Source organism: Niallia sp. HCP3S3_B10, assembly GCF_052064465.1.
Lineage (GTDB): Bacteria > Bacillota > Bacilli > Bacillales > Cytobacillaceae > Niallia > Niallia hominis.
In genome coordinates this window covers 18,630-34,039 of record NZ_JBQHVO010000056.1, presented here as the reverse complement: position 1 = coordinate 34,039, position 15,410 = coordinate 18,630, and the positions used below count along the sequence as shown (strand labels likewise).

Sequence of the window (15,410 nt, the reverse complement as noted above, 5' to 3'; positions counted from 1 at the left end):
CGCTTGGTGGCCTTTTTGTCTAGTTGGGGGACGAGTCCCCCAACTAGACAAAAAGGATATTTATTCTCCCACAAACATTTTACTCATACTTTCCTGAAATCCCTGAAAAATTGTTTGCCACGTTTATTCAAACTAAAATCCGGAAAAACTACCAGAGCAATATAATTTACAGAATGGATTAATTTGTTTATGATTACGCTTATACTTTTAAAAAGGAGCATAAATAGATGATTAAAAATGAGCTATTATCTTCGTTTACCTTTCCCAATGGAGTAACACTTAAAAACAGAGTAGTTATGGCTCCAATGACCAATTTTTCTTCCAATCAAGATGGGACTGTTACAGAAGCAGAAGTGAACTATTATGCACATCGTTCTCCGGGAGTAAGTATGGTCATTACTGCATGTACAAACGTTACGCGTAATGGCCAAGGTTTCCCAGGTGAATTTGCTGCCTATAGTGACGACTTTATCCCTAGCCTAACGAAATTAGCTTCACGTATTAAAGAACAAGGCGCAAAAGCAGTTCTCCAAATTTTCCATGGTGGCCGGATGTGTCCTCCTGCCTTAGTGAATGGGGATGTTGTGAGTGCTAGTAACATACCTGCTGAAGGAAGCGGAAATCCAACTCCACGAGCTTTATCAGTATCGGAAGTCGAAGCAATCATTGATGCTTTCGGGGAGACTACACGTCGTGCGATTGAAGCTGGTTATGATGGTGTGGAAATTCATGGAGCAAATGGCTACCTTATTCAGCAATTTTTCTCTCCTCATTCCAATCATCGTGAAGATCGCTTTGGCGGAAGCCTTGAAAAACGAATGACTTTTCCATTGGCGATTATTAACAAAGTAAAAAGTGTTGTTGACAAATACGCTACCTCTCCGTTCATTGTAGGCTATCGATTTTCCCCAGAGGAACCCGAGACACCGGGAATTACAATGGGAGATACCCTTGCCCTAGTCGATAAACTAGCAGACAAAGGCTTGGATTACTTGCATGTTTCGCTCCAAGATTTCCATTCCACGCCAAGAAGAGGTGTGGAAGACCTATCAAAATCGCGCATCGCTTATTTGCTTGAAACAATCAATAATCGTGTTCCACTTATCGGCGTTGGTTCAATTTACAGCGCATCAGATGCAAATCAAGCTCTAGAATCAGGAATTCCTCTTCTCGCTTTAGGTAGAGAGCTTATTATTGACCCCCACTGGGTACAAAAAATCGCCGATGGAAAAGAAGAAACGATTGTTACAGCGATTAATAAAGAAAAGCAAAAAGAGCTTGTCATTCCTGATCCTCTTTGGAATGCTATTATCCATACACCTGGATGGTTTCCTGGAGTTTAAGGAAACTTGCACACTTACACAGAAAAGCACCTGTTTATCACTAGTAGGTGCTTTTTCACACAAGGATTAAGCTTTTTTCCTCCTTTCCATTTTTCTTAAAAATTTATTGCCGAATATAAAGACAATAAGAGGTACGGCAACTATTAGTTTTCCTATAACATAATCAAAAAAACTAAAAGCCCCAAATAGAAATAGAAGAAAACTAACGATGAATGGGCAGCTAATATCCTTTTGCCTATCATTTTTCAGCTTAATCCCGTAATACAAAAAGTATAAACTACCAATAATAAAATAGATGGGGATATTATTATAGAGATGTGGAAAATTAATTTCTTAAATTATAGGAAGGCACACATTGTTTAAATGTAGTTGAAAGAGGTTGGACCTTTAATAAAAAAATTACCGAAATTAAATATCCATAAAACTACTAGAGATATTTCAAAATAAACCTGTATAACAAAAGTGGGTTATATCAATTATACAGGTCTATTTATATGAATTAACATAAAAAACACAACATAATACAAGCTTATTTTGAACTGCTTCATAGGAACCTTTAATATGTCTATAATATTCCATTGTGTGGATACAGCAGTTAAAATATCAAATGGGACTTTCACTCGCTTATTTGTCTTATATGTTTCGAAAGATATACAACCAATCAAGATTACTTCGATACTAAACTCATAGTTCTTTGTTCGGCTTTTAAACCAATCAAGTTAGATCTGTAAATTTCAAATTCACAAGAAAATACTACTTCTCCTCCAACATAACTTTTAACTTCTACTGTTGTACGTTGTTTTTTTAAATCTGTTTCTTTTACCTTAGCTTTTGCAATTATTCTCTCATATTGTTTAACTTGTTTTGTAAAGAGTATGTTAGCCTTGGTAGTTAACGCTAGTTCATCATTTATAACTGCTACAGCTAATGAATTTGCTTGTGCAAATAGAAAATGCCCTCGAACAATCTGATTACGACTGAATACATGTTCGTGCCTTTCTATTTTTAAAATGGAGATTGCAGACTTATCAAGTACTAAATCAATAATTTCACCTGTTACTTCTTCAATCGGTAATGAACGAATCTCATCCTTCAGACTATAATCAGCGATTTTTTTTATTCGATCCCTTAATCCTGGAATTGATAATTCAAGTCTGTCTAATCGTATTGTTTGTACACTTACGTTAAACTTGCTTGCTAACTCTTCATCCTTTATAAATGGAGTTTCGGAAATCGTATTTTTTACTAATGCTTGCCGCTTCTCTTTTTTTTCCATCTGACACACACCTTTTGAAAATAAACTTTATTGAATACATTACCAACTTTTCTATAGATTATATTTTTTAAGAATTCAATCTTCTTAAAATACAAACAATAACTAAGGACTATAAACCAATCACCTAAACTTTAAAAACAATCATTTGTTTATAGCATAGTTATTATTTCTATAATAATAACTTGTACAATTTATTAATTAGTAAATCACCTTATGTGTTCTTTTACATTTAGACATACTTATAACGATTCTCGATGGATTTCTATATATTTCCTTCTTGTTTTACCTAATTTTTTATTAATAATACTTTTAATATCAATTTGTTTTTGATTTATCAAACCGTAAAACATAGCACATCCCAACATGCTCAATATTATTATCTGATCTTTTTTCATTGAATACCTCACCTTCCTTTGTTAGTGCGTAACCTTATAAAAGGTAACTTAATAAATTGTTACATTCTTTTTAAAATGATTATCATAGAAAAAATAGTCAAACGTTGTAAGTATTAATTTTTCAAGCAAAGCTCCCTCCATGCGTTAGGATATTTAAGACTTTGTTAAATAATTAATCCTTCCTCATAAAAGATTAATAGGATATATTATTTTCCCACCGTATATCCATATCTTTTTATCTAGCAACACATGGCCAGTTCAAACGATTATTTTATTTTGTTATAGACTTGGATGAAATCAGCGAACTAATGGGTAGTTGTTTTTTAGGTGCTGGTTAAATTAACTGGCTACAGAATGATAAAATCGCAAATCATATCATCTATTATTAGTTAATTATGACAATGGAGTATGGGGGCTGCCTAGGAAAGTGACAGCCTCCATAATTCGTGTTGAGAAAGTTGCATTACCAATATTATACCAAATTAGCTAGTTTAATTGTTTGAATTTTTAGAAAAATTAAGAATATCTTCTTTATAAGTAATTTTTAATCACAATATCCTAGAGCCAAATGTACTCTCTGTGATACTCATTTATTTCATTAAGAACCAGTCGTCCTCTCCTCTTATTTATTTCAAGAACCCCAGGTATCAAATCTAGATTCAATTTTACATTTCGTGTCCCAAACATAATTGAAATATTACTGCTTAATAACTCTTCATACTCCTCGATTGATAATTCATAACGTTCATCTAAATGTTGCTTGATTCCTAACTCCTGTACTTTAGCTTGTCCACTGCTGGTGACAATTCCACTATAAAATTCTGAACAACAGCCAGATCCATAAGAAAAACAGCCAAGCCGCTTGGGTGACTCGAAGGACCCATAATCAATGGTACTTAACATGGATAAAAATACAGTAGCTCCCATAATATTACCAACACGCTGACAATATGTTAACCCAGGGAATACTCTCTGATTATAATCAATTTGAATTTCCTCTGGCTTGGCTTTACACATTTTGCGCATCATTTTACGATGGGCTCCTTTTACCATTCCACCAAACGGAGTATGAAAAACCAAATAGTGGAAAGAGTCTTTGTAATTCACTCCTTCTACTCGCTTCTCATATTCTATATAAGAAGCTTCACAACAATCCAGATAGGACATAAGTGATAAATCTGCATTTCCAGCTTCACTATCTGGAATTGGCCTGCAAGTATCCATCACCTCATACCCATAATATCCATTTGCTCCTACATCAACCTGATATACAATTGGTTTATCACTCACTATCATAGCTACGGCACCCGCTCCCCCTGATGGTTCTGCAAAAGACCAGTCTGCCATTAGTGCTTCCCCCGCATCCGCCGTTGAAAATCTTGTCAAGTCAGTAGCAACCACTAATACTTTTGCTCCTGGGGATGCTTGTGATAATATAAAATTTACTGCCGTTTGAAAACCTGCTGTTCCTGAATAACAGGCATTCTTTAATTCAAATAGACGACAATTACGATTTAAACCCAAGTAATGATGGATATATGTACTTATAGATTTTCCAAAATCTATGCCTGATTCTGTACAAGTAATAACCATTTCTATACGATCCTTTTCCTGCTCAGACAGTTTATCAATAAGAGGTTTTGCAGCATTTACTCCAAATGATACAGGATCTTCGTAGGGAAGAGGTACAGTTTTTTCTTTCATTAATAGATTTTCAAACCTTTCAGTATCCAAGTTTCTATATTTTGCAAGACTTTGAACATCTAAAAAAGCTGATCCTCCATAAAAATTTATTGATTCAATTCCAGCTATACGTTCATTCATTTGCAATATCCTCTCACAATATATTTTTAAAAGTTCGATTAGTAAAACTACAAATCGAATATCCTAAAAACCGCATAATGTTTTCCATATTTTTTCCAAAGATACATAGTTTACTGATTCTAAAAATGGATCCATTGAACATACAGACAGTTTATGTTCCTTATCAATATCTAACGTATGAAAAATTATGTTTTCCCTCTCGAAATCGCTATTGTAGTATACTTTTCCATTCTCAAAGTAAAAACTAATACTATCTAAAGAAATAGCTAAACCTTTACCTTTGTATTTTACATAGCTTTCTTTTAAGGTCCAATAATCAATTAATAACTTTTTTCTTTCGTCCGTTTCTTTACCGATAAGTTCCAAATATTCTGATTGACTAAAATAATGTTTGGCCACCCCCATATCAATATCCTTTATCTTTTCAACATCAACTCCAATTTCTTTTTCACTCCATGCACAAACTACCCATTTACCAGCATGAGAAATATTGAAATAATAGCCTTCTATACCATCAAAATATGGTTTTCCATATGAATTATATTTAAATAAGATATTTATATTAGAATCAGACTTATTAAACTTTTGACTAACTATGAACTTAATAAGTACCTCTGCACAAATACTTCTTTTAGCATCAATTTGAAATTTATATTTATTCGTTTTTTCTTTTCGTTCTTCTGATAAAACTTGAAACAATTCACTATAAATTTTTTCCTCCACCACTTCATTAATATCTATTGCATATACTTCTGACATTAATTCCTCCCTCTATTCTAAGACACAATGATAGTAAGCGTAGATTCAATGTACGTTTAACAATCCTTTACAGTAGTTATTAATATGCGAGACGGTTTCATTCATTAGCAAGATACCTATTTCATCAACATGTCTATTTCTCCAGTCCTCCATCTTCGTTCCTTTAACCCACTGATTAAATGCTCCAAGTGAAGAACCACATAAAATCTGAAAATCCGTTTTATTATCTTCCTCACCGTGTAACGCCCACTGTGCTGACTTTATATAATACCAATTAAAAGTAATCGCCATTTTCAATTTAGGATTTAATTCAGCTTGTTCCAATATTTTTGGGTCAAAATAAAGCTTCGCCTCATCGTAGACTTCGTCCAAGCTTTTTTTAAAGTAATTATCTTCAATTTGCTTTTTTACTTTTTCATCAATATCTTCTATCGAATCGTTATTAGTATAGATGGAATGTAATTTATTACTTCTAACCTGATATAATGTTCCTCTTTTTAAAACTTGAACCTTACTGCTAGTTTCATATAAATTCCATGCAGGAGCATAGCCTGTATCCTGTACATTAATAGAACTCAGCATATCTTTAGCAGTGCTACTAATAGCTGCTTCAACAGAGCATTGATTTATAGACCCTGTTGTTATAAAGTCAGCTCCCATCATAAATGCAGCAGAGATAGCAGTTGGAGTACCAATACCACCGCCAACACCGATGCGAAGTTTGTGACGATAACCATATTTTTCTACAATTTCACTTCTTAAACGAACAATTGAAGGCAACAACACAAATCCATTAGCTGCGTCCGTATGTCCACCTGAATCTCCTGCCACACATATATCATTTGCCATCGATATATGTTGAGCTAGCTCTGCTTCTTCTTCTGTAATTTCCCCTTCTAGTAATAGATTGTCAACAATTTTATGTGGAGGAGGACTCATAAAATATTCCGCTATCTCTGGTCTTGATAACTTGGCAATAATTCGGTTTGGAACAACGATATCACCTGTACTATTTGTTTTCAGTCCCTTAATTCTATACTTTACCAACGGCTTCGTAATGCTAACATAGCCTGAAGTTTCAACCGTTCTTACACCATACTTTAGAAATAAGTCACATATTCTATTTTCCCTTTCAGGGTTAATTAAATCAGCAGACAAATTGAAACCATAGGGTTCACCATTTTGTAATGCATCCTGTATTTTTATAATCGCATTTTCAATCTTTGAATACTCTACACCAACTGTCCCATAAAACCCTAGTAAACCAGCTTTACCAGCTACAATCACTAAACGTTCCCCTGAAATACCTCTATACATTCCACCAAGTGTATAAGCATATCTTAAATTGTACTCTTCTTTAAATGAACGATCACCGAGCATTTCTGGTGAAATTTCATAACTATTATGAAATTTCAGTTCCTCTAAAGGCAAAATGGTTTCTTTAACCTGGATTTCTTCCAAGTTATTTTTTTCATCCAAACCTATAACCTCTATAGATGAAGCCACCTCCGCTTCTGCTATAGTCATTGGTTCTGCTTCTCGAATAATACTGTTCACCATTCCCTGAACAACTCTTCCAGGACCTACAGAAACAATATCCTGTACATCTTTCATTAGCAGATATCTAATACTATCCGTCCACTGAACAGATGACACCAACTGTTTTGATAATGTCTCCATTATTCTTGAATTTTTATAAGGTCTAGCATAAGTATTTGATATAACAGGTATCTTTAAGTCATTGAATGTAAATTCTTTAAGGTATCGATTAAATTCCTCCATAGCTGGCTGCATATATCTTGAATGAAATGCGCCACTAACATTAAGAATTTTATACATAAAGCAATTACTATTATTAGTAAATACTTCACTAGCCTTTTGAATATCCTCGCTATAACCTGCAATCACTATTTGAGTTGGTGTATTCATGTTAGCTATATCAATTTTCGTAAAGTTATTGTCTCTTATAATCTCTTCAACTTGGTGCTTTGTTAACCCAACAACTGCAGCCATTTGACCACCTGTGGCCTGATACATTAATTCTCCCCTTTTTTTAACCAGCTTTAGGCCTGTTTCAAAGTCTATAGCTCCTGATGCAAACAATGCTGCATACTCACCGATACTATGTCCAGCTAAATAATCTGGTTCACCTTCGCCTTCTTCCATCTTTTTCAAATAGGATAATACACTTACAACAAATAGTGCCGGTTGTGTATACACAGTTTGTGACAGCTTATTTTCTGGATCATTCAGACAAAGATCTTTTATGGAGTATCCAAGAATTTCATCAGCCTTTTTTGTGAATTCACTGTATTCGTCAAATAGCTCAGCTCCCATCCCTTTAACCTGTGAGCCTTGTCCAGGAAAAACATATGCCTTCATCTTTTTGCCTCCTCTTTCCTTTATTTCATTCATAACTTTAGCTACATCGATATCAACATTAAATATAGATGCAATTTTAAACACTTCTTTATCATTTGGTAATATATATTTCAACATCATAGCTAACTCTCCATCTGGAGATAAGTCAATGAAGATACACTCATCACTATTCAAATTAGTAATGCATTCTTTAAAGTTAATTGGCTCCCTTAGAACCCTCCAAAAATAGTCTGGATTCACATGCCTAAGTGGCTCTCCTGTTATACCGGAAATTACTTCATACTTAGGTAGTTTTAAGGGGAAATTATCAACTAAGCTAAGATATTCTTCACGTAAGCATTCAACTTCACTTGAATGAAATGCATATTGAACAGGGAGCTTGTAGTGAAGAATCTGATTATCATTCAATAACTTTTCCAAAGCTATAATACTTTCTAGATTTGCTGATACTACGAAATTTTTCCTATGATTGACAGATATGAGCTCAACATCTTTGAAAATATCTCTACGACTTTCAAACAATAAGGGATCATCAAAAACAGTTATCATTCCACCAACCGGCGCTTTTTCCATAATTAATTTAGATTGTTGTATTATTAAACTTATAGCATCTTCCATATCAATCATATTCGAAACGACAGCACTGCTAAATTCTCCTAAACTACTCCCAATCATGCCATCAGGGATAATACCATTCTTAATCATCATTTTTGCTGCAGAGTATTCATACATAAAGATTGCCAAACTTGTATAAAGTATCGGTAAAAACGCTTCACTTCGATCTTTCCTTTTATCAAATAAAATATCTCGTATGGATAAACCTATCTTATTAACTATTTCCTCATCTACTTCATCTACGTATCTTCTGAAATCAATGTTTTTCCCATATAAGCTTTTTCCCATGCCATAATATTGACAACCTTGTCCTGCAAACAAAAATATTTTCTTCATTTTATTTCCTCCACCTTAATAGGATAAAAATAATGATAGATTAATCGTTATATTCTATTCATTTGCAATTTCCTTTTCTAGCATGGCTATTAATTCATTTTCACTCATATCGTCAAGCTTGTTCATTATTACATCATCGAAAGCATTTTCATTCATTTCTTCAATGGACAAGTGTTTACTTACATTTTCATCTATCTTCTCCGTTTCCATCGATGCTGCAGCTTCCTCTTTTACTAAAGGTTCTATGTTTTCTAAATCTAACAATGATAGTAGATGTTCTGCTAATTCTTTAATATTTGGGTAGTTAAAAAATATTTGATCATCCAGTTCTAAATCAAACCTCGTCTGTAGCAGATTGTATCCCTCAGCAATTGCCACTGACTCTAAACCCAATTCAAAAAATCCTTGTTCCGGATCTGGTAATCTCCCTTCAGTAAAACCTAATAACGAAGCAAAAATATCTTGAATATAACTAATTAAAATGGGAATCTGCTCACCTTCAAAGGCATCAGCTAACAGATACAGAAACTCCCTATCTCTACTACTGTAGGAACTTTCATTATCTACTGGCTCTTTTAATATATTTTCAGCGTTTTCACTCACTGGACTAGATTTAGATTTACTCCCTTTTATTAAATTTTCGACTGTATTAATTACGACGTTATTAGATTGACTACTTTCAGTAATGATATTATTTGTTGAACTATTCGTATTCTTTTCTTGGATACGGATAGTCGAGCTAGCATCATTTCGCTCCTCATAACTTGAAGAATTATACATCCAATATCTTTCCTTTTCGAAAGGGTATACTGGAAGTGAAACACGATTTGGGAAGTAATCCTTATATAATTCATTAAATCTAACATCATATCCTTGCACCCATTGATTTCCTAGCTCATAGATATCACTTGATTTTGGTATAGCGTTAATACCTAATTTTACTTTATCTCTAGCAGATATGGCCTTTGCTTTTATAATTCCTTGTATACTATCATTCAGATCCCCTTTTTTATTCACATATAATTCCATCAACTGCATTAATTCATGATATTCCGATGCGACAAATACAACTCTATAAGGATGGGCTACACGGCCAAGTTGTAGCGTAAATGCCATATCTCTAATGTCAGGGAGTTCATAATGGAAACTCTCTACTTTTCCCTCTTGATTCATCCTTGATTGTAGATAAGTATAGAACTTAGTTACATATCGTAATAACACATTTTCATTTTTAGCAGATAAAGGAATAATTAATAAATTTTGATTTTTCGACTTAGAATACTCCCTCTCAGGCTCATATTCTTCTATAATCATGTGAACATTTACCCCTCCAACACCAAACGAACTTAACCCCGATCGTCTAGGATACACCTTTTGACCAATTTGAGGCTTTTTCCATTCTTCAAGCTCAGATTGAACACGAAATGGTGTTTCCGAAAAGTCAATATTTGAATTAATTTGTTTGCTATTAAGTCTGTTAGGGACTAATACTTTATGTTTCATTTGCATAAGCACTTTAGCAACTTGTGATATTCCTGCTGCAGCCTCTAAATGGCCAATATTGGATTTAACTGAACCTATAGAGCAATATTGCTTTTCAGTAGTGTATGCACGGTAAGCTTCCGTAAGGGCAGTTATTTCAATTGGATCTCCAAGAGATGTTCCAGTTCCATGTGCTTCAACATAGCTAATGGTTCTCGGATCAATTTTTGCCTTCTTCAACGCCTTTTTAATAACTTCTTTCTGAGCAACTGGATTTGGAACTGAAAAACCATTTGTCTTTCCATCATGATTTACTTCAGAACCCTTAATTACACCGTAGATATGATCCTGATCCCTTTTAGCCTTCCACAGTGGCTTTAATAAGACTGCACCAACACCTTCCCCTGGTACATAACCGTCTCCACCTTCACCAAAGCTTCTACAATGACCGTCTGAAGCTAAAAACTTTGCCGAGTCTAATGTTATATACTTACTAGGATGCAAAGTAAGATTAACTCCACCAGCTATTGCCATATCGCATTCTTCCCTTAATATACTTTCACATCCTAGATGAATAGCATAAAGTGAAGAAGAACATGCTGTATCAACTGATAAACTAGGTCCTTTCAGATTAAGAAGATAGGATACTCTATTGGCAACGGAATAGATTTGTGAATTGAGTGGAACCGATATACCCCTTTCCATATCAGCCGCTCCATAAAGTCCATAGGAGTTAAACGACACTCCTGCATAAACTGCCACATTACCACGGTATTCCTCATCATTTGGATCTCCCAAGGATTCTGGTGTGTATCCTGAATCCTCTAGACAGCTCCAGACAGCTTGTAAGAACAGTCGTTCCTGAGGATCCATAAATGCAGCATTTCTAGGTGAAATACTAAAGAATTGTGGATCAAATTTATCAGCATCTTCTACAAATCCGCCCCACTTACAGGTAATATCAGGATATTGTTTATAATCCCATCTCTCCTTTGGAATTTCCGTAATATTATCCTTCCCTTGCATCAGATTATAGATAAACTCGTCCATGTCTTCGACTTTTGGAAATTTACCACTTAAACCAATAATGGCAATATCCCGTTCATTTTCAAAAGTTGTTTCTTTATTTTCTACTGGCTCTGAAAAATTAATTGTAGTCTCTTGATTAACTCCTACTTCTTCATAGTTATCCATAGAATTTAGTAGCGAATGAACCTTTTCTCTTTCCTTATCGACAAAATATTTGCTTAACGTTTTTAAATTTTTATATGTAAACATTAATGTCGATGGTAACTTCCCAAATTCTTTTTCTAAATGTTTATTAAGTTGATTTATATGAATAGAATCAATTCCATAAGATTCAAAGTTCTCAGTCGGACGAATGAAATCAACTGGTAATTGAAGAACTTCAGAAAAAGTCTGCTTTAAATAATCCAACATCATATCTTCAATCGACTTTTCAGCTACCTTTTCCATATTTATTTTCATAGTCGTTGTCTGCCTATTAATTGTAGGTGTTTCATCTACAATATTTGTATTTTGATAGACAGCTTTACTAGTATTACCCTCTTGTGGGTTAGGAATTAGCCGATTATCACTACTAATTGGCATTATCCAGTAACTTTTTCTCTCAAAAGGATAAGTGGGAAGCGAAATTCTTTTTCGATATTGATTTTCATAAATCATATTCCAATCAACATCTGCTCCCATAACCCAAAATTCTGCAAGCTTTGATAAGTCCTTTTTCCTTTGATATCTTTCTATTTGCTCCTTAAGAACATCACCGTTTAATAAAGCATCAAACTTCTCGATATAATCATTGATATTACCGTACTTAACATTAGGGTTATCTTTCTTACCATTTTTATAATCTGTCAAACCCTGTTGTAATTCATTTATATTTCTGGCCAATATTGCTAGTCTTTCTATCATACTGTCACGTCCAACCTGAAGCGTAAATGCTAGATCATGAAGAAATGCATCACCTTCTGATCCCACAAAAGGTTCAAATTTTCTATCATTTTTGTGACATTTACATATATACTTAGCGAGACTACTGACAGTATTACAATAAACCAATACTTCAGTAGGTATATCTATACCTAGCTTGATTTGAAGTCGTTCACACAGAATATTCCTATTATAAACATCAAGATCATATTCATTAAATGATACATTATCAGCAATTACAGACTGTGTAACAGATAGTAACTCAGCAATTTCCTCTTGTATAAGTAGTTTTATAGAGTTTTCGCCCAACTCCGCTTCTTCACCAGTAATTGCCCCTTCTTTTTTACTAATTGAATATTTATCAAGAAAATTGTTTAGTTTTTCTGCATAAATAGCTAACCTATCCTTATTCTTTGCAGATAGAATAAAAAGTATCGGTTTTTCATCTTTTATTGGTAATGATGGCTCTTCTTGAATATATTCTTCAAGTATTACATGAGCATTAGCACCACCAGCACCGAAAGCACTTATTCCAGCTCTTCTAGGATAGCTTTTCTCACCATCCTTAGTAGATACAATTGGTTGTTTCCACTCCTGTAGCGTTTGTTGTACGTAAAATGGAGTACTATTAAAATCAATATAAGGATTCAAATTATCAGAATGTATGGACGGAACAAGCGTCTTATGTTTCAGCTGTAATAATACTTTTGTCAATGCAGCTATTCCGGCTGCAGATTCTAAATGTCCAATATTGGATTTTACGGAGCCAATAGGACAATAGCGATGATCTTCAGTAAATTCACGGAATGCTTTTGTCAGCCCAGTTATTTCAATTGGATCACCTAAAGAAGTTCCTGTTCCATGAGCTTCAATATAACTAATTGTTCGAGGATCAATTTCCGCTTTATGAAGAACTTCCTTAATAAGTTCACTTTGAGCATTTGGATTTGGCACTGTATACCCACTAGTCCGTCCCCCAGAATTAATCGAACTTCCTTTAATAATTCCATAAATCTGGTCACCATCATCCACTGCTTTCTTGAGTGGCTTTAATATTACTGCTCCTACGCCTTCACCTGGAACATATCCATCACCATTTTCTCCAAAACTTCTACATTTCCCATCAGAAGAAACAAAATTCCCCATACTAAGCTGTATGTATTTGTTTGGATGAAGTGCTAGATTAACACCTCCGGCAATAACCATCTCCGATTCACCTTTTCGAATACTGTCACAGCCCTGATGTAGAGCAACCAATGATGATGAACACATAGTATCTAGCGCCATACTAGGTCCGTGAAAATCAAAGAAATAGGAAACTCTATTTGCTATTGATGCAAAGGAAGAACGTCCTGAAACCTTATCTCCAAATTGTTCCGTTTCTAACAACTGATAAAGACCATACATTGCACCAACAAATACACCAATTTTCTTTCCTTTAAGGGAATTACTAGAATAGCCAGCATCTTCTATGGCATTCCAAGTTGTTTCTAAAAACAATCGTTCTTGAGGATCAATAAACTTTGCTTCATTAGGTAAGATATTAAAGAAATGAGCATCAAACTTATCAACATCACCAATAAAACTTCCCCATCTACTATACGTTTTCCCAATAGTTCCTTTATTAGGATTAAAATACATATTATGATCCCATCTATCAGTTGGGATTTCTGTAACACAATCTTTCCTCTTTTTTAAATTTTCCCAAAATTCATCTAAGTCTTGAGCCATAGGATACCTACCTGCTACTCCAATTATTGCAATTTCGTCATTAACTTCTTTTACCTGTTTCCCTATTGAAATCGACTTAGACTGTATAGATTTTGTTATGGATTCAGTGACTCTCTTCTCCGTTTTTTTATCAATTTGTTCTTTAGTATGATTATATTTTATTCTAGATCTTGTATCTAAGCTAAACAGCTTCTTTAACGCTTCGGTTTTTGTTTCAATCAAATAATGTGCTAGCTCTCTTGTGGTATCATATTCAAAAAATAATGTTTTTGAAAGTTCACCAATTTTTTCTTCCATTGATTTTGTCAAACTCATGATTGTAACTGATTCAATTCCATAATTCCCAAAGGACTCGTCATTTCTAATCCGTTTCACATCTATGTTTGTTTTTTCAGCTATTAGTTTTTTTAAAAAATTCTCTGTGTGAGTCAACAATTCCTTATTCTGTAAAGCTGCTAAATTAGATACCTTTTCCATTTCTATTTCATTATCGTCTCTATCAAATAATATTTTTTCGTTTTCTAATTTTGGCTTCATAGCAGTATTAATTTTATCTTTTTCTCCATTCACCACGATAAATTGTGACCCATGTTGGTTTAACCCATGCTCGAATGCGAGAATCCCACTCTTTTTGGAAAGAGGAATCATTCCCATACTATCTTTCATTATCTCTAGTTTTTCGTTATCAACACTCATTCTTCCGTCTTCCCATAATGGCCAGTTAATAGATAGTGTTTTACCGAAACGTTTTCCTGCTTTGCATTGATCGTTTCGCCATTGAGCGAAATAATCTAAATAACTATTTGCATACGCATAATCACTTTGTCCTACATTACCTAAAACGGAAGCAATGGAGGAAAACAGAATAAAAAAGTCAAGGGGCTCATCTTTTAATACCTCGTCTATATATCGAGTACCAAATACTTTAGAAGATAAGACAGCATCGATCTCTTCCTTACTTTTTTTCAGTACAAACGAATCTTTAATTACCCCTGCTGAGTGTACTACCCCGTCTATTTTTCCATATTTTTCTTTTATTTTACTAACTAGATTTTTGACATCCTCCTTCTTTGAAATATCTGCCTGAATATAAAGAATATCTCCCCCGTAATTTTCCAACTCTTTTAACTTAATATATTTTTCCTCTTTTAACTTACTCCGTCCTGTAATTACTAGTCTTACCTTCGCCTTATTAATTAGGTAATGTGCAAATATCATTCCTAATTCACCTAGGCCACCAGTTATAACGTATGTTCCTTGATCCTTTATCAGGTCTAATGTTTTTAACTCTTGGCTAGATTCGAATATTTCCACTTT

7 protein-coding genes are annotated in these 15,410 nt (G+C 34.0%); 1 reads left to right on the top strand and 6 read right to left on the bottom strand.

What is annotated here, in order from left to right:
• Positions 1-227: 227 nt before the first annotated feature.
• Positions 228-1,343 carry an NADH-dependent flavin oxidoreductase gene (locus ACTNDN_RS19390; RefSeq protein ID WP_441131856.1) on the top strand — a complete coding sequence of 372 codons (1,116 nt, stop codon included), beginning with the start codon at positions 228-230 and terminating at the stop codon, positions 1,341-1,343.
• A gap of 667 nt (positions 1,344-2,010) precedes the next feature.
• On the opposite strand, the gene fapR is transcribed toward ACTNDN_RS19390, so the two are convergent.
• The 6 genes from fapR to ACTNDN_RS19360 form a co-directional block, all read right to left on the bottom strand.
• A complete protein-coding gene (fapR, locus tag ACTNDN_RS19385) occupies positions 2,011-2,619 on the bottom strand; it encodes a transcription factor FapR (RefSeq protein ID WP_441131855.1) in 609 nt (202 codons plus the stop codon).
• 239 nt (positions 2,620-2,858) lie between these two features.
• Complete coding sequence (locus tag ACTNDN_RS19380; RefSeq protein WP_441131853.1) at positions 2,859-3,014, bottom strand: hypothetical protein; 156 nt, start codon at positions 3,012-3,014, stop codon at positions 2,859-2,861.
• Positions 3,015-3,572: 558 nt separating this feature from the next.
• A complete protein-coding gene (locus ACTNDN_RS19375; protein WP_441131851.1) occupies positions 3,573-4,838 on the bottom strand; it encodes a hydroxymethylglutaryl-CoA synthase family protein in 1,266 nt (421 codons plus the stop codon).
• A gap of 63 nt (positions 4,839-4,901) precedes the next feature.
• Positions 4,902-5,597 carry a 4'-phosphopantetheinyl transferase family protein gene (locus ACTNDN_RS19370; RefSeq protein WP_441131849.1) on the bottom strand — a complete coding sequence of 232 codons (696 nt, stop codon included), beginning with the start codon at positions 5,595-5,597 and terminating at the stop codon, positions 4,902-4,904.
• 45 nt (positions 5,598-5,642) lie between these two features.
• Positions 5,643-8,930 (bottom strand): ACP S-malonyltransferase, encoded by a 3,288-nt coding sequence (fabD, locus tag ACTNDN_RS19365; RefSeq protein WP_441131848.1) that lies wholly within the window; start codon positions 8,928-8,930, stop codon positions 5,643-5,645.
• 54 nt (positions 8,931-8,984) lie between these two features.
• Positions 8,985-15,407, bottom strand: coding sequence for an SDR family NAD(P)-dependent oxidoreductase (locus ACTNDN_RS19360; protein WP_441131846.1), 6,423 nt, complete (start codon positions 15,405-15,407; stop codon positions 8,985-8,987).
• Between the last annotated feature and the right edge of the window lie 3 nt (positions 15,408-15,410).

What these genes read in the sequence shown, in the direction of transcription:
- ACTNDN_RS19390 (WP_441131856.1), top strand. Translation starts at nt 228, where the DNA reads ATGATTAAAAATGAGCTATTATCTTCGTTTACCTTTCCCAATGGAGTA.
- fapR (WP_441131855.1), bottom strand. Translation starts at nt 2,619, where the DNA reads ATGGAAAAAAAAGAGAAGCGGCAAGCATTAGTAAAAAATACGATTTCC.
- ACTNDN_RS19380 (WP_441131853.1), bottom strand. Translation starts at nt 3,014, where the DNA reads ATGAAAAAAGATCAGATAATAATATTGAGCATGTTGGGATGTGCTATG.
- ACTNDN_RS19375 (WP_441131851.1), bottom strand. Translation starts at nt 4,838, where the DNA reads ATGAATGAACGTATAGCTGGAATTGAATCAATAAATTTTTATGGAGGA.
- ACTNDN_RS19370 (WP_441131849.1), bottom strand. Translation starts at nt 5,597, where the DNA reads ATGTCAGAAGTATATGCAATAGATATTAATGAAGTGGTGGAGGAAAAA.
- fabD (WP_441131848.1), bottom strand. Translation starts at nt 8,930, where the DNA reads ATGAAGAAAATATTTTTGTTTGCAGGACAAGGTTGTCAATATTATGGC.